Source organism: Cupriavidus oxalaticus, assembly GCF_004768545.1.
Taxonomy (GTDB): domain Bacteria; phylum Pseudomonadota; class Gammaproteobacteria; order Burkholderiales; family Burkholderiaceae; genus Cupriavidus; species Cupriavidus oxalaticus_A.
In genome coordinates this window covers 3,587,758-3,610,784 of the sequence record NZ_CP038635.1, presented here as the reverse complement: position 1 = coordinate 3,610,784, position 23,027 = coordinate 3,587,758, and the positions used below count along the sequence as shown (strand labels likewise).

General features: G+C 69.3%; 14 protein-coding genes. 11 read left to right on the top strand and 3 right to left on the bottom strand.

Annotated elements, in window-relative coordinates; all coding sequences use genetic code 11:
- Nucleotides 1–79: 79 nt before the first annotated feature.
- The 4 genes from E0W60_RS27545 to E0W60_RS27530 are packed head-to-tail and all read left to right on the top strand — an operon-like array spanning nucleotide 80 to nucleotide 10,113.
- Nucleotides 80–6,160, top strand: coding sequence for an alpha-2-macroglobulin family protein (locus tag E0W60_RS27545; protein ID WP_135706155.1), 6,081 nt, complete (start codon nucleotides 80–82; stop codon nucleotides 6,158–6,160).
- A complete protein-coding gene (locus E0W60_RS27540) occupies nucleotides 6,157–6,861 on the top strand; it encodes a lysoplasmalogenase (protein ID WP_135706154.1) in 705 nt (234 codons plus the stop codon). Before E0W60_RS27545 ends, E0W60_RS27540 begins: the two co-directional genes overlap by 4 nt.
- Entirely contained in the window at nucleotides 6,858–9,101 is a 2,244-nt protein-coding gene (gene pbpC / locus E0W60_RS27535; protein WP_135706153.1) for a penicillin-binding protein 1C, read from the top strand. Before E0W60_RS27540 ends, pbpC begins: the two co-directional genes overlap by 4 nt.
- Before the next feature lie 58 nt (nucleotides 9,102–9,159).
- Entirely contained in the window at nucleotides 9,160–10,113 is a 954-nt protein-coding gene (locus E0W60_RS27530; protein WP_133096576.1) for a delta(1)-pyrroline-2-carboxylate reductase family protein, read from the top strand.
- On the opposite strand, the gene E0W60_RS27525 is transcribed toward E0W60_RS27530, so the two are convergent.
- A complete protein-coding gene (locus E0W60_RS27525) occupies nucleotides 10,065–10,751 on the bottom strand; it encodes a TetR/AcrR family transcriptional regulator (RefSeq protein ID WP_240745910.1) in 687 nt (228 codons plus the stop codon). The two genes, E0W60_RS27530 and E0W60_RS27525, sit on opposite strands and share 49 nt — an antisense overlap.
- A gap of 155 nt (nucleotides 10,752–10,906) precedes the next feature.
- Between E0W60_RS27525 and E0W60_RS27520 the strand changes: the two genes are divergently transcribed.
- Together E0W60_RS27520 and E0W60_RS27515 are read left to right on the top strand one after the other, a co-directional pair.
- Complete coding sequence (locus tag E0W60_RS27520) at nucleotides 10,907–12,895, top strand: alkyl/aryl-sulfatase (RefSeq protein ID WP_431189892.1); 1,989 nt, start codon at nucleotides 10,907–10,909, stop codon at nucleotides 12,893–12,895.
- Between the two features lie 278 nt (nucleotides 12,896–13,173).
- On the top strand, nucleotides 13,174–13,902 hold the full coding sequence (locus tag E0W60_RS27515) for an OmpW/AlkL family protein (protein ID WP_135706151.1): 729 nt from the start codon (nucleotides 13,174–13,176) through the stop codon (nucleotides 13,900–13,902).
- Nucleotides 13,903–13,969: 67 nt separating this feature from the next.
- On the opposite strand, the gene E0W60_RS27510 is transcribed toward E0W60_RS27515, so the two are convergent.
- A complete protein-coding gene (locus E0W60_RS27510; RefSeq protein WP_063240048.1) occupies nucleotides 13,970–14,170 on the bottom strand; it encodes a heavy-metal-associated domain-containing protein in 201 nt (66 codons plus the stop codon).
- Nucleotides 14,171–14,352: 182 nt separating this feature from the next.
- On the opposite strand from E0W60_RS27510, the gene E0W60_RS27505 reads away from it, so the two are divergent.
- From E0W60_RS27505 to E0W60_RS27495, 3 genes are all read left to right on the top strand, one after another.
- Nucleotides 14,353–16,863, top strand: coding sequence for a heavy metal translocating P-type ATPase (locus E0W60_RS27505; protein WP_135706150.1), 2,511 nt, complete (start codon nucleotides 14,353–14,355; stop codon nucleotides 16,861–16,863).
- Nucleotides 16,860–17,300 carry a Cu(I)-responsive transcriptional regulator gene (gene cueR / locus E0W60_RS27500; RefSeq protein WP_133096571.1) on the top strand — a complete coding sequence of 147 codons (441 nt, stop codon included), beginning with the start codon at nucleotides 16,860–16,862 and terminating at the stop codon, nucleotides 17,298–17,300. The genes E0W60_RS27505 and cueR overlap by 4 nt, the downstream gene beginning before the upstream one ends.
- 90 nt (nucleotides 17,301–17,390) lie before the next feature.
- Entirely contained in the window at nucleotides 17,391–18,353 is a 963-nt protein-coding gene (locus tag E0W60_RS27495; RefSeq protein ID WP_135706149.1) for an alpha/beta fold hydrolase, read from the top strand.
- Here the strand turns inward: E0W60_RS27495 and E0W60_RS27490 are convergent.
- Complete coding sequence (locus E0W60_RS27490; protein ID WP_135706148.1) at nucleotides 18,350–19,237, bottom strand: LysR family transcriptional regulator; 888 nt, start codon at nucleotides 19,235–19,237, stop codon at nucleotides 18,350–18,352. The genes E0W60_RS27495 and E0W60_RS27490 overlap by 4 nt on opposite strands.
- Before the next feature lie 262 nt (nucleotides 19,238–19,499).
- On the opposite strand from E0W60_RS27490, the gene E0W60_RS27485 reads away from it, so the two are divergent.
- Nucleotides 19,500–20,996 (top strand): CoA-acylating methylmalonate-semialdehyde dehydrogenase, encoded by a 1,497-nt coding sequence (locus E0W60_RS27485; protein WP_431189916.1) that lies wholly within the window; start codon nucleotides 19,500–19,502, stop codon nucleotides 20,994–20,996.
- Nucleotides 20,997–21,066: 70 nt separating this feature from the next.
- Entirely contained in the window at nucleotides 21,067–22,731 is a 1,665-nt protein-coding gene (locus E0W60_RS27480; RefSeq protein WP_133098566.1) for a GMC family oxidoreductase, read from the top strand.
- The last annotated feature ends 296 nt before the right edge of the window (nucleotides 22,732–23,027 follow it).

Genomic DNA, 23,027 nt, shown 5'->3' with positions numbered 1-23,027 from the left:
GCGCCGGTCTTGCACTCCTGTGGCGTGCGTGTCACCCTCGCCGGGTGCCACGAAGTGGCGGAAAAGGGAGGATGGCAGGATGAAGGGAATCGTCGCCGGAGCCGGTCGGGACCTTGGCAGCAGGCAGCCAGCGCGCGCGTCATGCGCCGCGGCATTGGCGCTGGGCGCCGCGCTCGCGCTGCTCGCCGGCGTCCAGCCCGCCGATGCCGCCCAGGTCACCCGCTTTTCGCCCGAAGGCACGGTGGGGCAGGTCAGGCAGGTGGCGATCCGCTTCGACGAGGCCATGGTGCCGATGGGCGACGTGCAGGCCGCCGCGCCCGCCGCGGTGTCCTGCACCGGCGCCGGCACCAGCGGCCAGGCTCGCTGGGTGGATGCCAGGAACTGGGTCTATGACTTCGCCAGCGACCTGCCGCCCGGGGTGCGCTGCAGCGTGCGCATGCGCACCGGGCTCAAGAGCGTTGCCGGCACCGCCTATGCCGGCAAGCCGGAATACCGCTTCGAGACCGGCGGCCCGACCGTGATCGCCAGCCGGCCGTCCGGCGGCGAGATCGAGGAAGACCAGGTCTTCGCGCTGCGCTTCAACGGCCCGGCCACGCCGGCGTCGGTGCGCGAGCACGCCTGGTGCCAGGCGCAGGGGCTGGGCGAGCGCATCCCGGTGCGGTTGCTCGCCGGCAAGGAACGCGATGAGCTGCTCGAGGCGATCCACTGGACCAAACTGGCCAAGCCGGCGCCCGATGCCGTGCACCTGCTCGCCTGCCAGCAGCGGCTGCCGGCCGCGGCGCGCGTGCAGCTGGTGCTGGGCGCGGGCATTGCCACGCCGTCGGGGGTGGCCACGCGCGACGAGCGCCGCTTCGACTACACCGTGCGCGAACCCTTTGCCGCCAGCTTCAGCTGCGAGCGCGAGCACGCGCAATCGCCGTGCACGCCGCTGCGGCCGATGTCGGTCACGTTCTCGGCCCCGGTGCCGCGCAAGCAGGCCGAGAAGGTGGTGCTGAAGACGCCGTCCGGCCCGCGTGCGCCGCAGTTCGCTCCCGATCTGGCGCCGGATGCCAGCGTCAGCGCGCTCACCTTTGCCGCGCCGTTCGCCGAGAAGGCGCAGTTCACCATCGAGATACCGAAGGACCTGAAGGACGACAGCGGCCGCACGCTGTCCAATGCCGACCTGTTCCCGCTCAAGGTCGCCACCGCGTCCATGCCCCCGCTGGCCAAGTTCGCCGCAGCGCCGTTCGGCGTGGTGGAGCGCTTCGGCGAGCTGCCGCGCGGCAAGTCGCCCGCCGACTATCCGCCGCTGCTGCCGGTGACGCTGCGCAATGTCGAGGCCGATCTGGCCGTGCGCGGCATCCAGGCGCGTGCCGGCACGGTGATGAAGCTGCACGTGGACGACGATGCCGCGGTGATGCAATGGCTGGGGCTGGTGCGCCGCATGCATGAGTCCAACTATACGCGCGGCGAGCTCGACGCGGTGCTGGCGGGCCGCTCGCCGTACCGCGTCAGCAATCTGCGCAACGCGGTGTCGATCGAGACGCGCTCGGTGTCGTTGCTCGAGCGCGCCCCCGGCGTGCAGAAGCTGGCCGTACCCAAACCATCGGGCGACGGCCCGCGGCCGTTCGAGGTGGTCGGCATCCCGCTGCCCGAGCCGGGCTTCCATGTGGTCGAGATCGCTTCGCCGATGCTGGGCGAGGCGCTGCTCGGCAAGCGCGCGCCGATGTACGTGCGCACCGCCGCGCTGGTGACCAACCTGGGCGTGCATTTCAAGCTGGGTCGCAGTCTGGGCAACGAGGACGACGGCAGCCGCAGCGGCCTGGCGTGGGTCACGGCGCTCGACGACGGCAAGCCGGTGGCCGACGCCGCCGTCGCGGTGCGCGACTGCAGCGGGCGCCTGCTGGGCGAGGGCCGCACCGATGCCAGCGGCGTGGTGCGCTTTGCCCGGCTGGACGCCGTGCCGGAATCGAATTGCGACCAGAACGGGCTGTCGGGCTATTTCGTGTCGGCGCGCATCGCCGCCGGACATCCGCAGGCGCGCGGCAAGGCCGACATGGCCTTCGTGATGTCGGACTGGAACCGCGGCATCGAGACCTGGCGCTTCAACGTGCCCACCGACACCAGCACCGCGCCGACGGTGCGCGCGCATACCATCTTCGACCGTACCCTGCTGCGCGCCGGCGAGACCGTGTCGATGAAGCACCTGATCCGCGCCGAGACCGCGCAGGGCTTTGCCTTGCCGCCGGCCAGCCGCCCGCTGCCGACGCGCGTGGTGATCCGCCACGACGGCAGCGGCCAGACCTACGAGCTGCCGCTGCAGTGGCGCCAGACCGCGACTGGCGGGCGCAGCGCGGAAAGCACGTTCCAGGTGCCGCCCGCGGCCAAGCTCGGCGTCTATACCGTCGAGCTGGAAACGCAGGAGCAGACGCAGCAGGGCGGGCGCGCGAATGGCCGCGACGAAGGCTCGCGTACCTATCCCAGCGGCAGCTTCCGCGTCGAAGCGTTCCGGCTGCCGGTTCTCGCCGGCACGCTGCAGCTGGCCGGCAAGGCCGGCGCCGCGATCGCGCCGGCCGAGCTGCCGGTCGGCGTGGAAATCCACTACCTGTCGGGCGGCGGCGCGGCCGGCTTGCCGGTGCGCGTATCGGCGCTGCTGCGCGACAAGAGCGTCAGCTTCCCCGGCTATGACGAGTTCTCGTTCAACCCGCCGCGACCGCAGCGCGAAAGCGCCAGCGGCGACGAGGAAATGGATGACGCCGACCAGCCCGACGACGGCCAGAAGCTGGTGGCGGACAAGCTGCCGCTGACGCTGGACAAGAACGGCAACGGCTCTGTCACGCTGCGCAAGCTGCCCAAGACCGACGCGCCGCGCGACCTGGTGCTCGAAGCGGGCTTTGCCGACCCCAACGGCGAGATCCAGACGCTGCGCCAGACCGTGCCGCTGTGGCCAGCTGGCGTGGTGGTCGGCATCCGGTCCGAAGGCTGGGTCTCGGTGAAGCAGAAGCTGGCGGTGCATGGCGTGGTGCTGGACCTGAACGGCAAGCCGGTGGCTGATGCCCCGGTCAAGCTCAATGCGCGCGCTCGCCTCACCACCTCGGCGCGCAAGCGCGTGGTCGGCGGTTTCTACCGCTATGACAACCGCACCGAGACGCGCGACCTCGGCACCGTGTGCGAGACCCGCACCGATGCGCAGGGCCGCGCGCGCTGCGAGGTGGCGCTGGAGCAGGCCGGCCAGGTCGAACTGGTGGCAAGCGCGCGCGACAAGGAGGGACGCACCGCGCAGGCCGCTTCGACGGTCTGGGTCACGCGCCAGGGTGAACTGTGGTTCGGCGGCGAGAACCACGATCGCATCGACCTGCTGCCGGAGAAGAAGTCCTACGCCCCGGGAGACACCGCGGTGTTCCAGGTGCGCATGCCGTTCCGGCACGCCACCGCGCTGGTGGCGGTGGAGCGCGAGGGCGTCTACCAGACCCAGGTGGTCGAGCTGCATGGCAGCGATCCCACGGTGCGCGTGCAGGTCAGGCCGGAGTGGGGCCCCAATGTCTACGTCTCGGTGCTGGCGCTGCGCGGGCGCCTGCATGAAGTGCCGTGGTATTCGTTCTTTACCTGGGGCTGGCGCCAGCCCGGCGAGTGGTGGCGCGCGTTCCGCAGCGAAGGCCGCGAATATGCCGCGCCGACGGCACTGGTCGACCTGTCCAAGCCGGCCTTCCGGCTGGGGCTGGCCGAGATCAGGGTGGGCAATGCCGGACACCGGCTCGATGTCACGGTGACGCCCGACAAGGCCACCTATCCGGTGCGCGGCAAGGCGCGCGTGGCAATCCAGGTCAGGCTGCCCGACGGCAAGCCCGCCGCCAATGGCGAAGTCGCGCTGGCCGCGGTCGACCAGGCGCTGCTGGAGCTGATGCCTAACACCAGCTGGGACCTGCTTGACGCCATGCTGCAGCGGCGCGGCTATGGCGTGGAAACGTCGACCGCGCAGATGGAAATCATCGGCCGCCGGCACTACGGGCGCAAGGCCGTGCCCGCCGGCGGTGGCGGCGGCAAGAGCCCGACGCGCGAGCTGTTCGACACGCTGCTGCTGTGGAACCCGCGCGTGCAGCTCGATGCCGAAGGCCGCGCCAGCCTGGAAGTGCCGCTCAACGATTCGCTGACCAGCTTCCGCATCGTCGCCGTGGCCGACCTGGGCGTGGGCCGCTTCGGTACCGGCAGCGCCACCATCGCCGCCACGCAGGATTTGCAGGTGATCTCGGGCCTGCCGCTGCTGGTGCGCGAGGACGATCGCTACCGCGCCATGTTCACGCTGCGCAATACCACGAAGCGCGCGATGACGGTGCAGGCGAGCGCGCGCGCCACGCTGCTCGGCAACGACGGCACGCTGCCGGCGCAGACCGTGCAGATTCCCGCGGGTGAAGCGCGCGAGATCGGCTGGGACGTGACCGCGCCCACGCTGCTGGCGTATGCGCGCAGCGGCACCGTGATGTGGGAAGTGCAGGCGAGCGAGCAGGGCGGCGGCAATGCCGGCGACCGCATCAAGGTCTCGCAGCAGATCGTCCCCGCGGTGCCGGTGACGGTGCAGCAGGCAACGCTGGCGCAGGTGTCGCCGTCGCTGTCGGTGCCGGTCAAGGCGCCGCCGGGAGCGCTGGCGGATCCCGCCGGCAAGGTGCGCGGCGGGCTGCAGGTGAACTTCCAGTCGTCGCTGGCGGGCGGCATGCCGGGCGTGCGCGAATGGTTCCGCCACTATCCGTTCACTTGCCTGGAGCAGCGTGCGTCGAAGGCGATCGGCCTGAACGACAAGGCCGCGTGGGAAGCGCTGATGACGCAGTTGCCGTCGTACCTCGACGCCAACGGGCTGGCTTCGTATTTCCCGCTGGCTTCGGACAGCGACTACGGCAGCGAGGTGCTGACCGCCTACCTGCTGGCTGTGACCGACGAAGCCGCGCGCGCAGGCCTGGCGCTGCGCATTCCCGACGCGCAGCGCGCGCAGATGGAGCGCGGACTGGCCGACTTCGTCGAAGGCCGTATCCGCCGCGACGGCTGGTCGCCGGTGGGCGGCACGCAATACCTGGAGGTGCGCAAGCTGGCCGCGCTCGAAGCGCTGTCGCGTACCGGCCACGCGCAGGCGCGCATGCTGGATGCGATCCAGATCCTGCCGGCGCAGTGGCCGACCTCGGCGCTGCTCGACTGGACGCTGCTGCTGACGCGCATGGCCGATATCCCGCAGCGCGAGCAGCGGCTGGCCGAGGCGCAGCAACTGCTGCGCTCGCGCCTGACGGTGCAAGGCACGCGGCTGGCGTTCTCCACCGAGCGCAACGACAACTGGTGGTGGATGATGGCCGGCGGCGACGCCAACGCCGCGCGGCTGCTGACGCTGGCCGCCGAACTGCCGGGCTGGAAGGAAGACGCGCCGCAGCTGGCCACCGGCCTGATCGGCCGCCAGGTGCGCGGCGCCTGGGGCACCACCACCGCCAATGCGTGGGGCATGCTGGCGGTGACGCGCTTTGCGCAGGTGTTCGAGAAGACGCCGGTGGCGGGCAGCACGCGCGTCTCGGTGAGCAACGCCGCCGATGCCACGCGCAGCTTCGACTGGGCGCGCGCGCAGCGCAACGACGGCGTGGCGCAAGGCAGTGTCGACCTGCCGTGGCCGGCAGGCGCGGACGGCGGCACGCTGCAGGTGGAGCAGGCCGGCGCGGGCCATCCGTGGGCGACGGTACAGGCGCTGGCCGCGGTGCCGGTCACGGCGCCGCTGGCCGCGGGCTACCGCATCAAGCGCACCGTGACGCCGCAGGAGCAGGCGGTGTCGGGCAAGTGGTCGCGCGGCGACGTGTACCGCGTCAAGCTCGAGATCGATGCGCAGGCCGACATGACCTGGGTGGTGGTCAGCGACCCGGTGCCCGCCGGCGCCACCATCCTCGGCAGCGGCCTGGGCCGCGATTCGCAGATCGCCACGCGCGGCGAGCGGCGCCAGGGCGTGGCCTGGCCGGCCTATACCGAACGCACGCCGCAGGCGTATCGCGAGTACTTCGGCTACCTGCCCAAGGGCACGGTGTCGGTCGAGTACACGGTGCGCCTGAATAACGCCGGCGAGTTCTCGCTGCCGCCGTCGCGCGTCGAAGCGATGTACGCGCCCGATGTCTTTGGCGTGGCGCCGAACGCGCGGCTGGTGGTCGGGGCACGTCCATGAGCTGGATCGCGCTGAGGATGCCGGCGCGGGTGCGCGAGTGGTGGGTCGCGGGCGCGCTGGCGGGAGTGCTCTATGGCGCCTTGCTGGTGCAGGTGTCGATGGAGCTGCCCGAAGGCGCGCCATTGACCGGGCAGATCGCCATGCAGCCGTTGTGGAAGACCGCGATGGCGCTGCTGCTGGCGCGGGCCGCGTGGTTCCACCGGCCGCTGCCGGAACGGCGCTGGCTGGTGACGGCGCTGGTGTGCTCGGCCGTCGGCGATTTCCTGCTGGCGGTGCCCGCGCTGTCGTTTTCGTTCGTGGGCGGGCTGGGTGCCTTCCTGCTTGCGCACCTCGCCTACCTGCGGCTGCTGGTGCCACTGGCCGGCGACCTGCGCCCGCACCGGCTGATCGCATGCGGCGCCATGCTCGGCGTGGCCGGGACCATGCTGGGACGCTTCTGGCCCAATCTCGGCACGCTGACGGTGCCGGTGTCGGTGTACGTAGGGGTGCTTGCGGCGATGGCGTGCAGCGCGCTGGTGGCGCGGCTGCCGACGCCGCTGGCGGCGCTGGGCGCGCTGTGCTTTGCCGCGTCGGACATGATGATCGGCATCGCGCGTTTCCTGGTGCCGTTCGAGACCTTCGCGCTGGGCATCTGGTGGACCTATGCCGCGGCACAGGTACTGCTGGTGGCGGGCATCGTGTCGGGACGGCCTGAGGCATGAAGCGACGCGGCGCGCGACTGACCTGGCTGGCGCTGCTGCCACTGCTGCCGCTGCTGTGGAGCGGCCATGCTGCCGCGTTGCCGGCCTTCGCGCAGGTGCGCGACGACTGGCGCAGCGCCGACGTGGTCGTGCTGGACCGCCACGGCGATGTGGTCGGCCGGGTACGCGACGACTTCCGCGCGCGCCGCGGCGACTGGGTCACGCTGGCGCAGACTTCGCCGGCATTGCGCACGGCCATCGTGCTGTCGGAAGACCGGCGCTTCTACGCGCATAGCGGCGTCGACTGGCAAGGCGTGGCCGCGGCGGCGTGGGCCAACCTGTGGAACACGCGCACGCGCGGCGCCTCGACGCTGACCATGCAGCTGGCCGGACTGCTTGACGACGACCTGCGCCGGTCCGGCGCGGCGGCGCAGGGGCGCAGTCTCACGCAGAAAGTTGGTCAGGCGGCGGGGGCGGCGGCGCTGGAACGCAGCTGGAGCAAGGACCAGATCCTCGAGGCGTACCTGAACCTGGTGCCGTTCCGTGGCGAACTGGTCGGGCTGTCGGCGATGTCGCAGGTGCTGTTCGGCAAGTACCCGCAAGGGCTCGATGCGCGCGAATCGGCGCTGGCGGTGGCGCTGGTGCGCGCGCCCAACGCGCCGGCCGTGCAGGTGGCGCGCCGGGCCTGCGGCATCCTGCGCGAAATGCGGCTGCCGCGCCAATGCGAAGGACTGGAAGGCTTCGCGCAACTGGCGCTGCTGCGCACCGGGCCGGTGGCGCAGCGTAATGCCGCGGCGCAGGTGCCTGCCACGGTGCAGCAGCTCGCCCCGCATCTCGCACGCCGGCTTGTCAGCGACACGCGCGCGCAGCTGGCGCCCGGCGCCTCCATGCCAGCGCACATTACATCCACGCTCGACGCACGCCTGCAGCGCGCGGCGGTCACAAGCCTCGACCGGCACCTGCGCGAGCTGGCCGGGCGCCATGTCGAGGATGGCGCGGTGGTGGTGATCGACAACGCCAGCGGCGACGTGCTGGCCTACGTGGGTTCGTCCGGCGCGCTGTCGTCGGCCGCGCAGGTCGACCACGCCGCCGCGCTGCGGCAGGCCGGCTCGACGCTCAAGCCCTTCCTGTACGCGCAGGCGCTGGAGGAACGGCGCCTGACCGCGGCATCGCTGCTCGACGACCGGCCGGTGAACCTGCCGGTGGGCGGCGGACTGTATGTGCCGCAGAACTACGACCACCGCTACGCCGGCTGGGTCAGCACGCGCGCGGCGCTGGCGGCATCGCTGAACGTGCCGGCGGTGCGCACGCTGGTGATGGTGACGCCGCACCGCTTCCACAAGCGGCTGGTGGCGCTGGGCCTGCCGCTGACCGAGGCGGGAGACTACTACGGCTACAGCCTGGCGCTGGGCAGCGCCGACGTGTCGCTGCTGGCGCTGACCAATGCCTACCGCGCGCTCGCCAGCGGCGGGCGCTATGCGCCGCCGCGGCTGCGCGAAGGCGCACCTGTTGCTGCGCCCGTCGCGGTCATGCAGCCGGGCGCGAGTTACGTGATCGGCGATATCCTTGCCGACCGCCACGCGCGCGCCCGCACCTTCGGCCTCGACAGCCCGCTGACCACGCGCTTCTGGACCGCGGTCAAGACCGGCACCAGCAAGGACATGCGCGACAACTGGTGCATCGGCTGGTCGCAGCGCTATACCGTGGGCGTGTGGGTCGGCAACGCCAGCGGCGCGGCCATGCGCGACGTTTCCGGGGTGTCCGGCGCGGCGCCGGTGTGGCATGACGTCATGGAAGCGCTGCACCGCGAGCAAGGCAGCCGCGCGCCGGTGATGCCCGCGGGCGTGCAGCGCGTGACGCTGAATTTCGATGATGGCCTCGAGCCCGCGCGGGAAGAGGTGTTCCTCGCCGGCACGGCCATCACGCGCGTCAGCGTTGGCAAGCCCGCGGCGGCGGCCAGCACCGCGCCGGCGATCGCCAACCCGGCCAACGGTACCGTGTTCGCGCTCGACCCCGACATGCCGCCGGCATCGCAGCGCGTCTGGTTCCAGGCCGAAGGCATCGCCGGCCAGTCCGCGCGCGCGGTCAGCTGGCGCATGGACGGCAAGCCGCTCGGTCGCGGCGCCGAGGTGGCGTGGCTGCCGTGGCCGGGCCGCCATCAGGTGGAACTGCTAGACGCGGCGGGCAAGGTCGTGGACCGGATCGGCATCGAGGTGCGCGGCGCATCGGTGCGGGCGCCGTCCGCGCCTGCCAGGCGCTGACATCGCTGCGCGGCCGTCCCGCATAATGGCCGCTTCACCATCCCGCCGGAGCGCCCGCATGTCCCTGCTTCCCCTCGATGCCGCCAGCACGGCGGCCCGACTGCCATATCCCGAACTGGCGCGCGCCATCGCCGACATGCTGGCCGAGCTGCGCGACGGTACGGCCATGGCGCCGCCGCGCATCGCGCTGCCGGTGGGCGATGCGGAGGACGGCGAGGGTACGCTGCTGGTGATGCCGGCGCGCAACCGCAACCTGGTGATGACCAAGAACATCACCGTGCACCCCGGCAACCCTGGGCGCGGGTTGCCCAATATCCTTGGCGAAGTGGTGGTGGCCGACGCGCATACCGGCGCGCGGCTGGCCATGCTCGACGGGCCGACGGTGACCGGCCGGCGCACCGCGGCGGTGTCGCTGCTGGCGGCGCAATGCTTCGCCGCGCGCACCGACGGCGAACTGCTGATCGTCGGCGCCGGCGTGCAGGCGCTGACGCACCTGGAGGCCTTTGTCGACGGACTGGGTGTGCGCAAGGTATGGCTGCAGTCGCGCACGCGCGACAAGGCCGAGGCGCTGGCCGCGCAGGCGCGTACGCTGGGCGTCGAGGCCGAAGTGACCGACACCGTTGCCGCGGTGCTGCCGCGCGTGTCGATGGTGGTCACGGTCACGTCCAGCCGCAGCCCGGTGCTGCCGGACCTGGACAGCGGGCTCTGGCGCGACGACCACTTCATCGCCGCGGTCGGCGCTTTCCGGCCGGACATGTGCGAGCTGCCGCCGCGGCTTTGCCATGCGGCCGCGGACCACGGGCGCCTGCTGGCCGATACGCTGTTCGGCATCGAGGAAGAAGCAGGTGACCTGCTGCAGGCGGGCATCGACTGGGGCACCGTGCAGCCGTTCGAGACGGCGATCCTGCAGGCCGATGCCATCCGCGCGCGCGGCGGCAGCCCGCTGGTGTTCAAGAGCGTGGGCTATGCGCTGTGGGACCTGGCGGCGTGCGTGCTGGCCAGCCGCGCCTGACGCCCCCGATCATCTTCCGCTCGGCCCGCCCGGGCGCGCAGCCAGTCGCTGAACAAGGTACGCGCCGGCGCCAGGAAGCCGGCGATCGGCTCGCTGCGGTCGCTGGCGTACCAGTGGACATAGCAGCCGTGCAGCGTGGCCACGATCAGGCGTGACATTTCGGGCGGCAGCGGCTGGCCCGGTACTGACAGCACCTCGGCCAGGTCGCGCACATGCGCGTCCCAGCTGTGCCGGATCTGCTCGCGCACGCTGGCCGGCACGCCGCCGGAGAACAGCAGGCCAAGCACCACGCCCTTGGCCTCGGGGTTGGCCGTGAAATAGTCGGCAAGTTCGTCGAACAGGTTTTCCAGCCGCTGCGGCGGCGTCTTGCCGGCATGCCTGGCGACTCCCCCAAGCTCATTTCCAAAGTCTTCGAACAGGCTGGTCGCGGCTTGTGCCAGCAGCATTTCCTTGCTGCCGAAGTGCCAGAGCAGGCTGCTCTTGGCCACCCCGACCTCGGCGGAGATTTGATCCAGTGTCACCTCGGAGTAGCCATGTGCGCTGATCAGCTCACGCGCGACGGCGAGAATCCGGTCTCGTGTTTCCAGGCCGCGGCGGTTCTTGAGCGCAGCGGGCGGGGCCTTGGTGGGCGGGGGCATCGATGACGGCATAGGGGGCAGGGGCAAAGTTCAGAATTTTCAGCGGCGCTGCGATTTGACAGTAGAGGAGTTCTGCCAGCAAACTTCAATATTGTACTGAACGTTCAGCACAATCTTTGGACACCACTCGCTGACAGCGCCTGAAGGAGACCCGCATGGAGACCCGCATGTCGTACCCGACCTCTACTGCCGCGGCCTTCGCCGCAGCCCTCGTTTTCGCTGGCGCTTCCGGATCGGCCAGTGCCGCGCCTACACCGCCCAACCCGGCCAGCGACGCCACGGCCCGCGCCCAGGCCGCCGTGCTTCAGCAACTGCCGTTCCAGAATCAGCGTGATTTCGAGGACGCGCGCCGGGGTTTCATCGGCACCATCGACAGCGGCGAGATCCGCGATGCGCAAGGCAGGGTGGTGTGGTCGCTGGATTCATACCGCTTTATCGACAAGGATGTCGCACCGGCGACGGTCAATCCCAGCCTGTGGCGGCAGGCCCGGCTGAACATGAACCACGGCCTGTTCCAGGTGACCGACCGCATCTACCAGATCCGCGGCTTCGACATCTCCAACATGACGATCATCGAAGGCGACAGTGGCCTGATCATCATCGACCCGCTGACCGCCACCGAGACCGCCCGCACCGGCCTGGAGCTGTACTACAAGCACCGCCCCAGGAAGCCGGTGGTGGCGGTGATCTATACGCACAGCCATGCCGATCACTTCGGCGGCGCCAAGGGCGTGATCAGCGAAGACGACGTCAAGGCGGGGAAGGTCAAAGTGCTGGCGCCCGAAGGCTTCATGGAAGAGGCGGTCAGCGAGAACGTCTTTGCCGGCAATGCGATGAGCCGACGCGCCCAGTACATGTATGGCGCCAACCTGCAGCGCTCGGCCACCGGCCAGGTCGATGCCGGGCTCGGCAAGGCGGTCGCGCAGGGCACGCTGACGCTGGTGCCGCCGACCGACCTGATCGCGAGGACCGGCGAGACCCGCACCATCGACGGCGTGCAGATCGAATTCCTGATGGCGCCCGGCACCGAGGCGCCGGCCGAGATGCTGATGTACCTGCCGCAGTGGAAGGCGCTGTGCGCGGCCGAGGATGCCACCCACAACCTGCATAACCTGTACACCATCCGCGGCGCGCAGGTTCGCGACGCCAACCAGTGGTGGCGCGCGCTGGACGAGACCATCGACCGCTTCGGCGGCCGCACCGAGGTGCTGTTCGCGCAGCACCACTGGCCGACCTGGGGCCGCGACAATATCGTCACCTACCTCGGCAAGCAGCGCGATGGCTACAAGTACATCCACGACCAGTCGCTGCGGCTCGCCAATCTGGGCTACGTGCCCGCCGAGATCGCCGAGCGTGTGAAGCTGCCGCCGTCGCTGGCCTCCGAATGGCACCTGCGCGACTACTACGGCACCGTCAGCCACAACGCCAAGGCGGTCTACCAGCGCTACCTCGGCTGGTACGACGCCAATCCCGCCAACCTGAACCCGCTGCCGCCCGAGGATGCCGGCAAGCACTACGTCGAGTACATGGGCGGCGCGGCGCGCGTGCTGGAGCGGGCGCGCGCGTCGTATGCGCGCGGCGAGTACCGCTGGGTGGCAGAGGTGCTCAAGCACGTGGTCTTTGCCGACCCCGACAACCAGGCCGCGCGCCGGCTGCAGGCCGATGCGCTGGAGCAGCTCGGCTACCAGGCCGAGTCGTCGACCTGGCGCAATGCCTACCTGACCGGCGCTGCCGAGCTGCGCGACGGCGCGCCCGGGTCCACGCGCCGCACCGGCAGCCCCGACGTGCTGCGGGCGATGACCGACACCATGTTCCTGGACTACCTGGCGATCAGCCTGAACGGCGACCGTGCCGCGGGCAAGACCGTCGCGATCAACTGGGTGCAGCCCGACACCGGCAAGCGCTACGCGCTGACGGTCGAGAACGGCGTGTTCCGCTACAAGGCAGGCGCGCAGCATGCCGCACCGCAGGCCACACTGACGATGCCGCGCGCGGTGCTGACCGGCGTGCTCTCGGGGCAGACCACGCTGCAGGCGGAGACCCAGGCCGGCCGCGCCAAAGTCGGTGGCGATCCGCAGGCGCTCGCTGCATGGGTGGCACTGATGGACAAGTTCGAGCCGAGCTTCGCAATCGTCACGCCGTGAGCGCGGGTCTCGCCGCGTAGGGCAGGGGCAGGCGGGCGCTATTGCGCAGCCGGCCCCTAAACCCTCGTATCTTTCAGGGTTTTTTCCGGCGCGCGGCATAAAGCGTTGCGCCGACGCAGCGTTTACCCGGCCTGGCAATGTCTTCAGCCTGGGTTTCTTAGTGGTTAACCCTTCGTTTAGGGGGCGTCCTCTACGATTCTGTATCGTCGGTGAAACAGTCCTGCTCATACCCGCCGGATAATGCATACGGCAGTAAACGAATGAGGAGTAAGAGGACTATGAAATCGACCTACAAGAAGAAGATGCTGGCGGCTGGCGCTGTCATGGCGCTGACAGGAGCCGCACAAGCACAATCGGCCGGCAGCAATATCGTCAGCCTGGGCTGGTTCCGCGTGATGCCGAACAGCTCCGCCGACCCGATGACCGTCGACAGCATCAATGGCCGGCCGGTCAACATGACCCGCGCCAACACCGGCGCCGATATCGAGAGCGCCGACACCTTGGGCCTGGCGTTCACGCACTTCTTCACGGACAACATCTCGGGCGAGCTGGTCGCGGGCATTCCGCCCAAGCATGACGTCACGGGTACCGGCGAGTACGCCAAGTACGGCAAGCTCGGCTCGGTCAAGCAGTGGAGCCCGGCGCTGCTGGTCAAGTACCACTTCTTCGACGCCAGGACCAAGTTCCGCCCGTATGTCGGCATCGGCGTCAACTACACCTGGTTTACCGACGAAACCATCACCAACCAGCAATTCGTCAATGGCGCGTTCGGCATCCCCGGCGCCAGGATGACCGCCAGCGCCAAGCCGTCGTGGAATCCGGTGTTCAACATCGGCGCCAACTATGCGATCAACGACAACTGGTTCCTCGGCCTGTCGGTGTCGTACCTGCCGCTGTCCACCACCGCCACGCTGACCACGCAGGCTGGCCCGGTGACGATCATTTCGCATACCAAGATCAAGATCGACCCGGTGGTGACATTCCTGAGCGTGGGCTACCGCTTTTGAGCGCAGCGCCACGGCCAGTGCAAAAAGGGACGCCCGGGGGCGTCCCTTTTTGCTGCAGGCCTGCCGCTTATGACACCGACTTGACCGGATAGCCAGCGTCTTCGATGGCGTGCCGCAATGCCTGCGTGTCGGCGCCGCTGTCCACGCGCACGGCCTGGGTCGGTACGTCGGCGCTGACCTTGGCGGCCGGATCAACCGCCTGCACGGCACGCGTGATGGCGCCGACGCAATGGTTGCAGGACATGCCTTCGACCTGGAACTGGATCATGCTGGAAACCTCCTGAAGGGTTGAATGGCGGCACGGCGCCGCGACAGACATAGTGTGAACCTTGCCATGGTGGGAAGCGCAAGAGGATTTTTAAAGTGGCGGGAAATGCTGTTCCGCACTTGACCTTCCCATGATGGTAAGGTTCATGATGCTGACATCGACACTGTGGATGATCCAGAACCATGACAAGTTCCAGCGCTGTGCTCGCTCCGCAACCCGCCAAGAACTTTGACGACACGCCCGAATGGCGCCTGGCGGTCGAGGGCATGACCTGCGCCTCGTGCGTGCGCCGCGTGGAGAACGCGCTGGCGCGCGTGCCGGGGGTACACGACGTGGCCGTCAACCTTGCCACCGAGGCCGCCACCCTGCATGCCGACTCCGCTGCCGTGCTGCCGGCCGCCGCGCGCGCCGTGGCCGATGCCGGCTATGCGGTGCCGCAGGACACCGTCGAACTGCAAGTCAGCGACATGACCTGCGCGTCGTGCGTCTCGCGCGTGGAAAAGGCGCTGCGCGCCGTGCCGGGCGTGGTGGAGGCGCAAGTCAACCTGGCCACCGAACGCGCCACGGTCACGGTGCTGCGCGGCACCGCCGATGACGCCGCGCTGACTGCCGCCGTGGCGCGCGCGGGCTATGGGGCCACGCCGGCGGCTGGTGCCGAAGCCGGCGCAGTTGCGTCGACGCAAGCCGCGCGCACGCCTGCGTTCTGGGACGGCCCCTGGCCGGTGGCGATCTCGGCCGCGCTGTCGCTGCCGCTGGTCGCGCCGATGGTGCTGGCATGGTACGGCGTGCACTGGATGCTGCCGGCCTGGGCGCAGTGGCTGCTGGCGACGCCGGTGCAGTTCGTGTTCGGCTGGCGCTTCTATAAGGCTGGCTGGAAGGCGGTGCGCGCGGGCGCCGGCAATATGGACCTGCTGGTGGCGCTGGGCACGACCGCGGCATACGGGCTGTCGCTGTGGCTGATGTGGCGCACGCCTGCCGACGCCATGCCGCACCTGTACTTCGAAAGCGCGGCGGTGGTGATCACGCTGGTGCGGCTCGGCAAGTGGCTGGAGACGCGCGCCAAGCGCCAGACCGCCGAGGCCATCCGCGCGCTGGCGGCATTGCGCCCCGATACCGCGCGCGTGCGCCGCGGCGGCGAGGAAATCAGCGTGCCGCTGGCTTCGGTGCGCCTCGGCGACGAGGTGGTGGTGCGCCCGGGCGAGCGCATCCCGGTTGATGCCGAGGTGATCGAAGGCAGCAGCCATGCGGACGAATCGATGCTGACCGGCGAGAGCGTGCCTGTGCCCAAGAAGCCGGGCGACCGGCTGACCGGAGGCGCGATCAACTTCGAAGGGCTGCTGGTGGCGCGCACCGTTGCCGTCGGCGCCGAGACCGTGCTGGCGCGCATCATCCGCATGGTCGAGCATGCGCAGGCGGCCAAGGCGCCGATCCAGCGCATGGTGGACCAGGTCAGCGCGGTGTTCGTGCCGGTGGTGCTGGTGATCGCGCTGCTGACGGTGCTGGGCTGGGGCCTGCTGGGCGGAAACTGGGAAGCGGCGCTGCTCAATGCGGTGGCGGTGCTGGTGATCGCCTGCCCGTGCGCGCTGGGGCTGGCCACGCCCACCGCGATCATGGCGGGCACCGGCGCGGGGGCGCGTGCCGGCATCCTGATCAAGGACGCCGAGGCGCTGGAAGTGGCGCATCGCGTCAGCGTGGTGGCGTTCGACAAGACCGGCACGCTGACGGTCGGCAAGCCCGAGGTGGTGGCGCTGCATGCTGCCGATTCTTCCGATGCCGACGCCGATGCCGACGGCGGCGCGCTGCTGGCGCGTCTGGCCGCGCTGCAGGCCGGCAGCGAACACCCGCTGGCACGCGCGGTGCTGGCCGCGGCGCAGGCGCGCGGCATCGACGTGCCCAGGGCCGAGGACGTCAAGGCGCTGCCGGGCCGCGGCATTGCCGGCGTGGTCGACGGCCAGGCGCTGCAACTCGGCAGCGAACGCCTGCGCGAATTGCTCGGTGCTGACGCGGGTACGCTGGCACCGGTGGCGCAGCGGCTGCAAGGCGAAGGCCGCACCGTGTCGTGGCTGGTCGAGACCACGCCGCCACGCGTCGTCGGGCTGGTTGCGTTTGGCGATGCGATCAAGCCGCGCGCGCCCAAGGCGATCGCCCGGCTGCGCGCGGCGGGCGTGCGCACCGTGATGCTGACCGGCGACAACGCCGGTGCGGCGGCGCGGGTAGCGCGCGAGCTCGGCCTCGACGAGGTGCAGGCCGAGGTGCTGCCCGAGGACAAGGCCGCGCGTGTGCAGGCGCTGGGCCAGGGCGGTGCGGTCGTGGCGATGGTCGGCGACGGCATCAACGATGCACCGGCGCTGGCGGCGGCCGATGTCGGCATCGCTATGTCGACCGGCACCGACGTGGCCATGCACGCAGCCGGCATCACGCTGATGCGCGGCGACCCGGCGCTGGTGGCCGACGCGCTGGCGGTCTCGCACCGCACCGTGCGCAAGATCCGGCAGAACCTGTTCTGGGCATTCTTCTACAACGTGGTCGGCATCCCGCTGGCGGCGGCGGGGCTGCTGAACCCGGTGGTGGCGGGCGCGGCGATGGCGTTCTCCAGCGTCAGCGTGGTCAGCAACGCCTTGCTGCTGCGGCGCTGGCATCCGCAGTCCAGAACGGCAGCCACGGCAGCCACCGCACAGGGAGGCAAGCGATGAATATCGGCGAAGCGGCGCAAGCGTCGGGCGTGTCGGCCAAGATGATCCGGCACTACGAATCGATCGGGCTGGTGGAGGCGCCGCCGCGCACCGAGGGCGGCTACCGGCGCTATGACGAACGCGCGGTGCATACCTTGCGCTTCGTGCGGCGCGCCCGTAATCTGGGCTTCTCGCTCGACGAGATCCGCGACCTGCTGTCGCTGTGGCGCGACCGCGGCCGCGCCAGCGCCGACGTCAAGGCGCTGACGCTGAGGCACGTGGCCGACCTGGAGCAGCGCATTGCCGAACTGGCGGCGATGCGCGATACATTGCGGCAACTGGCGCAGCATTGCAGCGGCGACGACCGGCCGGATTGCCCGATCCTGGCCGATATCGCGGATGTGCCTGGCACTGGCGACGCGCGCCACGCGGCGCGGGAAGAACAGGGCTGTCACTGATCGCCTTGTGCCGTTTGGTGCAGTCACGCAGCAAGACAAAGAACAATGCCGGCGCACACGCCGGCCCGGCCGCAGAGGAGACCGTAGCGCATGGCACAACCGATGACGGACGATCCCGCTTCCGCTGGCGCCGCCGAGGCCCGGGGCACCACTACAGCCCCTGGCCCCGCCATTGCGCACGCGCCGGTGCAAAGCCGCCAGCGCATGCGCGACGGCACCGAGCTGCTGCTGCGCACCTGGCTCCCCGATCCCGGCCGCTTTGCGGAACCGCTTGGCTCGGTGCTGCTGGTGCACGGGCTTGCAGAACACGCCGGGCGCTACCAGCACGTCGCCGAACTGCTGTGCGGATTGGGATTGCGCGTGCGCGCGTTCGACCTGCGCGGCCACGGCGCCAGCGGCGGCGCGCGCATGGTGGCCGACCATCCCGACATCTATCTCGAGGACCTGGCCGAGGTCTACGACGCCGCGCTGCATGACTGGAACGAGCTGCCGATCCTGCTCGGCCACAGCATGGGCGGGCTGATCGCGGCGCGCTTTGCCACCGCGCGCGTGCGCCCGGTGCGCGCGCTGGTGCTGTCATCCCCCGCGCTGGCGCTGCGGCTGGCGCAGCCGATGCTGGCGCTGCACCGCGTGCTGCTGACGCTGGCGCCGCGCCTGCGCGTGCCCAACCCGATCGACGCGCGGCACCTGTCGCACGATCCGGCCGTGGTGGCGGCCTACCGCGCCGACCCGCTGGTGCAGACCACCATCACCGCCAGCGTGCTGGAGAGCTTTATCCGCGGCATGGCGCAGGCACAGGCCGATGCCGCGCGGCTGGAGGCGCCGATGCTGATGCTGGTCGGCGGCGCCGACCGCGTGGTCGATCCGGCGGGCAGCCGCAGCTTCTTCGACAATGCGCCGCCCGACCTGCGCGATGAGGTCTGGTATCCGCACGGCTTTCACGAGATCTTCAACGAAGCACAGCCGCTGCGCGGCGAAGTGTTCGCGGCGCTGGGCGACTGGCTGCGGCGGCACTTGCAACCCCCTGCGGCCTCGGCGCCGCCATCGGGCTAGGTCCGGAACACCGACTCCGCCACGCCGAACACCGCGGCCACCACCGGGTCGTCGCGGCGCGTTGCCAGGCAGACCAGCGTCAGCTCGGTCTGCACGGACATGCCCTCGACGATCACCAGGCCGTGCGCATGCGACTCGCGCAGCGCAATCGAATCGCGTACCAGCGACAGTCCCACGCCGGAACGGACCAGGTCCAGCATCGAGGCTTCCTGGTCCACATGCGCTACCTTGGGTACCCCGGCCGCGTCGACACCCGCTTGCGCGAAGCGCTCGCACAGCAGGCGGTTATGCGCCGATTCGGGCGGCGTCCAGATCCACGGCAGCGTTGCCAGCTGTGCCCATGAGCGCAGCGCGGTGCGTTCCTTCCAGCCCTTGGGCGCGACCACGTAGTAGGAGAAGGGCGTCAGCGTAAGCGCATGGAAGCTCGCGTCGGCCGGCTGGCCGAGGTAGAAGCCGACGTCGAGCGCGCCGCTGCGTACCTGTTGCAGTACCCAGCCCGACATGCCATGGCGCAGCTCGGTGCCGATCTGCGGGTGGCGCTCGACCAGCGTGCGCAGCATCGGTCCCAGCCGCGTGAATTCCGGATCCAGGATGGTGCCGATCGCCAGCCGCCCGCGCACCGTGTGATGCATGGCATCGACGGTGTGCTGAAGGTCGCCCACGCCGTCGAGGATGCGCTCGGCCAGCGGCAGCAGTGCAGCGCCGTCCGCGGTCAGTGTCAGGCCGGCGGCGGTGCGTTCGAACAGCTTGATGCGCCACGCCGACTGCAGCGCCTTGAGCTGCAGGCTGACCGCGGGCTGGGTCAGGTGCAGGCGTTGCGCGGCGCGGGTCAGATTGCCTTCTCGTGCGACGGCGACGAATGCGCGCAGGTGGTGGAGGTCCAATGCAATGGGGGCGTTTCGAATGCGCGAGTGGTGCGGCGCAATATTTAGCGCGGCTTATATTGCGCTTGACGATAAATCATTGGACGGGGCGGTGCAACTGCACCAAGCTTGCGCTCATTCCGGCCCGCTGCGCCATGCGCGGCAAGCGACGCTGCGGCGCTGTTATCGCTATTATTACCGCGCGCAATGATTGCGGCCGATCCTCGATATCCAGTATCAAGCAGGAGTGGAAGTGGAAGACATCCTTGCAGAAGCCAGCGCTGTGCAAACTACCGTTGGACATTTCATCGGGGGCCGGCAGACGCGTGGCGCGTCGCAACGCCTGGCCGATATCTACAACCCTGCGATTGGCGAAGTTGCCGCACGCGTGGCGCTTGCTACCGCGCAGGACGTTGCCGACGCCGTGGCTGCCGCCAAGGCCGCGTTTCCGGCATGGGCCGAGACGCCACCGCTGCGCCGCGCGCGCATCCTGTTCAAGTTCAAGGAGCTGCTCGACCAGCACCATGACGACCTGGCCGCGCTGATCACGCGCGAGCATGGCAAGGTGTTCTCCGATGCCAGGGGCGAAGTCACGCGCGGCATCGAGGTGGTGGAGTTTGCCTGCGGCATTCCCAACCTGCTCAAGACGGACTTCACCGACAACATCGGTGGCGGCATCGACAACTGGAACCTGCGCCAGCCGCTAGGCGTGGTGGCGGGGATCACGCCGTTCAACTTCCCGGTGATGGTGCCGATGTGGATGTTCCCGGTGGCACTGGCATGCGGCAATACGTTCGTGCTGAAGCCGTCGGAGCGCGATCCTTCGCCCAGCTTGCTGATTGCCGATCTGTTGCGCCAGGCTGGCTTGCCCGATGGCGTGTTCAACGTCGTGCAGGGGGACAAGGAAGCAGTCGATGCGCTGCTGTCGCATCCGGATGTGCAGGCGTTGTCGTTCGTTGGCTCGACGCCGATTGCCGAGTACATCTATACGGAAGGGACCAGGCATGGCAAGCGGGTGCAGGCCCTGGGCGGGGCCAAGAACCACCTGGTGGTGATGCCGGATGCGGACCTGGACCAGGCGGTCGATGCGCTGATTGGTGCGGCTTATGGCTCGGCGGGCGAGCGCTGCATGGCGATCTCCGTTGCCGTGGCGGTGGGGGACGTTGCTGACAAGCTGGTGCCGCGGCTGGCGGAGCGGGCGCGTGCGCTGAAGATCCGTAACGGGATGGAGTCAGACGCCGAAATGGGTCCGCTGGTGACCGGGGCGCACAAGGCCAAGGTCGAGGGGTACATCGCCCGCGGCGTGGAAGAAGGCGCGACGCTGGTGACCGATGGGCGGGGGCACAAGGTCGAAGGGCATGAAAACGGCTTCTACGTCGGTGGCACGTTGTTCGATCATGTGAAGCCCGACATGACCATCTACAAGGAAGAGATTTTTGGACCGGTCTTGTCGGTGGTGCGGGTGCATGACTTTGCCGAGGCGGTGGCGTTGATCAATGCGCACGAGTTTGGCAACGGCGTGTCGTGCTACACCAGCGACGGCGGGATTGCGCGGGCGTTTGCCCGGCAGATCCAGATTGGTATGGTCGGGATTAATGTTCCCATCCCTGTGCCTATGGCCTGGCATTCATTTGGTGGATGGAAACGTTCGCTGTTCGGCGACCATCATGCCTATGGCGAAGAAGGCGTGCGGTTCTATACGCGCTACAAGAGCGTGATGCAGCGGTGGCCGGATGCCATTGCCAAGGGGGCTGAATTTACGATGCCGGTGGCTAAGTAAGGTCTTGATTGGTTTTTGGTTTTTGCTGCCAAGCCGCAGGCAAAGCACACATTCCAAACATAAGAAAGCCATGGAGACATTCGACTACATCATCGTTGGCGCCGGCTCAGCCGGCTGTGTCCTGGCCAACCGCCTGACCCAGGACCCTGACATCAACGTCCTCCTGCTGGAAGCTGGCGGCAAAGACGACTACCACTGGATCCACATCCCGGTAGGCTACCTGTACTGCATCGGCAACCCCCGCACGGACTGGCTCTACCGCACCGAAGCCGAGGCCGGCCTGAACGGCCGCTCCCTTGGCTACCCCCGCGGCCGCGTCTTGGGCGGATGCTCGTCAATCAACGGCATGATCTACATGCGCGGCCAGCGCGAAGACTACGACGACTGGGCCCGCCTGTCCGGCGACGACGGCTGGAAATGGGACAACGTGCTTCCGCTGTTCAAGCGCTGCGAAGACCACCACCGCGGACCAAGCGAATTCCATGGTGCCCACGGCGAGTGGCGCGTCGAAGCGCAGCGGCTGCGCTGGGACATCCTCGAGCGCTTTGCCGATGCGGCGGAGCAAGCCGGCATCCCGCGTACCGACGACTTCAACCAGGGCGACAACTTCGGCGTCGGCTACTTTGAAGTGAACCAGCGCCGCGGCATCCGCTGGAACACCGCCAAGGCCTTCCTGCGCCGCGCGTCGGAGCGCCCGAACCTGACCATCGTCACCGGCGCGCAAGTCAGCGCGCTTACCTTCGACGGGCGCCGCTGCACTGGCGTGCAATACATCGGTGGCGGGCAGCCGCATGCCGCGGCGGCGCGGCATGAAGTCATCCTTTCCGCCGGCGCGGTCAATACGCCGCAGCTGCTGGAGCTGTCCGGCATCGGCGAGCCGGAACGGCTGCGCGCACTCGGCATCGAGGTACGCCACGCCTTGCCCGGCGTGGGTGAAAACCTGCAGGACCACCTGCAGCTGCGCACCGTGGTCAAGGTCAATGGCGTGCGTACGCTCAACACGCGTGCCGCCAGCCTGTGGGGCAAGTTGTGCATCGGCGTCGAGTACGCCTTCAACCAGAGCGGGCCGATGAGCATGGCGCCGTCGCAGCTGGGTGCATTCGCGCGCTCGGATCCGTCGCAGGCGCGGCCCAATGTGGAGTACCACGTGCAGCCGCTGTCGCTGGACAAATTCGGCGATCCGCTGCACGCGTTCAATGCCTTCACCGCCAGCGCCTGCAACCTGCGGCCGACGTCGCGCGGCAGCGTGCATGCGCGCAGCGCCGATTTCCGCGATGCGCCGGTGATCGCGCCCAACTACCTGTCGACCGATGAAGACCGGCGTGTCGCCGCCGATTCGTTGCGGCTGACGCGCCGCATCGTGGCATCGCCGGCGCTGGCGCCGTACCAGCCCGAGGAATACCTGCCGGGTGCCGCGTTCCAGACCGACGAAGAACTGGCCGAAGCCGCCGGCAGCATCGGCACCACCATCTTCCATCCCGTCGGCACCTGCAAGATGGGACGCGGCGACGACGGCATGGCAGTGGTCGACAACCGGCTGCGGGTGTTCGGCATCGAGGGGCTGCGCGTGGTCGATGCCTCGGTGATGCCGCTGATCACCTCGGGCAATACCAACTCGCCCACCATCATGATTGCCGAGCGCGCCAGCGACATGATCCGCGAAGACCGCCGGCGCGGCGCGGGGGCAGCGGGAGTGATGGCGCCAGCGCCACTCGCCGCGGCGGAAAACGCCTGAAGGTGGCAGGCGCGGGGTGCGCAGCATGGGAAATCGGGCGCGAAAGCATGGGGGCGCCAGGTGGCGTTTGCTGATCATGTGCGCCTGCAAAAAAACTGACACTTGGTTCATGTTTCATAGTGCAAACCCCGATGTTTTGCGATGCAACAGGCGCACACAATAGACGCCTCGGAGGGTGCGCGGGCTGCACATTGTGCTGGCCGCTGTCCTCCGGCGGGAGCCGCCCCGCACAGCCATGACAAAGACGCCGCAGCACGCCGCGACCACGGACGTGCCTGGCGGACGCGGCACAGGGC

What these genes read in the sequence shown, in the direction of transcription:
- E0W60_RS27545 (WP_135706155.1), top strand. Translation starts at nt 80, where the DNA reads ATGAAGGGAATCGTCGCCGGAGCCGGTCGGGACCTTGGCAGCAGGCAG.
- E0W60_RS27540 (WP_135706154.1), top strand. Translation starts at nt 6,157, where the DNA reads ATGAGCTGGATCGCGCTGAGGATGCCGGCGCGGGTGCGCGAGTGGTGG.
- pbpC (WP_135706153.1), top strand. Translation starts at nt 6,858, where the DNA reads ATGAAGCGACGCGGCGCGCGACTGACCTGGCTGGCGCTGCTGCCACTG.
- E0W60_RS27530 (WP_133096576.1), top strand. Translation starts at nt 9,160, where the DNA reads ATGTCCCTGCTTCCCCTCGATGCCGCCAGCACGGCGGCCCGACTGCCA.
- E0W60_RS27525 (WP_240745910.1), bottom strand. Translation starts at nt 10,751, where the DNA reads ATGCCCCCGCCCACCAAGGCCCCGCCCGCTGCGCTCAAGAACCGCCGC.
- E0W60_RS27520 (WP_431189892.1), top strand. Translation starts at nt 10,907, where the DNA reads ATGGAGACCCGCATGTCGTACCCGACCTCTACTGCCGCGGCCTTCGCC.
- E0W60_RS27515 (WP_135706151.1), top strand. Translation starts at nt 13,174, where the DNA reads ATGAAATCGACCTACAAGAAGAAGATGCTGGCGGCTGGCGCTGTCATG.
- E0W60_RS27510 (WP_063240048.1), bottom strand. Translation starts at nt 14,170, where the DNA reads ATGATCCAGTTCCAGGTCGAAGGCATGTCCTGCAACCATTGCGTCGGC.
- E0W60_RS27505 (WP_135706150.1), top strand. Translation starts at nt 14,353, where the DNA reads ATGACAAGTTCCAGCGCTGTGCTCGCTCCGCAACCCGCCAAGAACTTT.
- cueR (WP_133096571.1), top strand. Translation starts at nt 16,860, where the DNA reads ATGAATATCGGCGAAGCGGCGCAAGCGTCGGGCGTGTCGGCCAAGATG.
- E0W60_RS27495 (WP_135706149.1), top strand. Translation starts at nt 17,391, where the DNA reads ATGGCACAACCGATGACGGACGATCCCGCTTCCGCTGGCGCCGCCGAG.
- E0W60_RS27480 (WP_133098566.1), top strand. Translation starts at nt 21,067, where the DNA reads ATGGAGACATTCGACTACATCATCGTTGGCGCCGGCTCAGCCGGCTGT.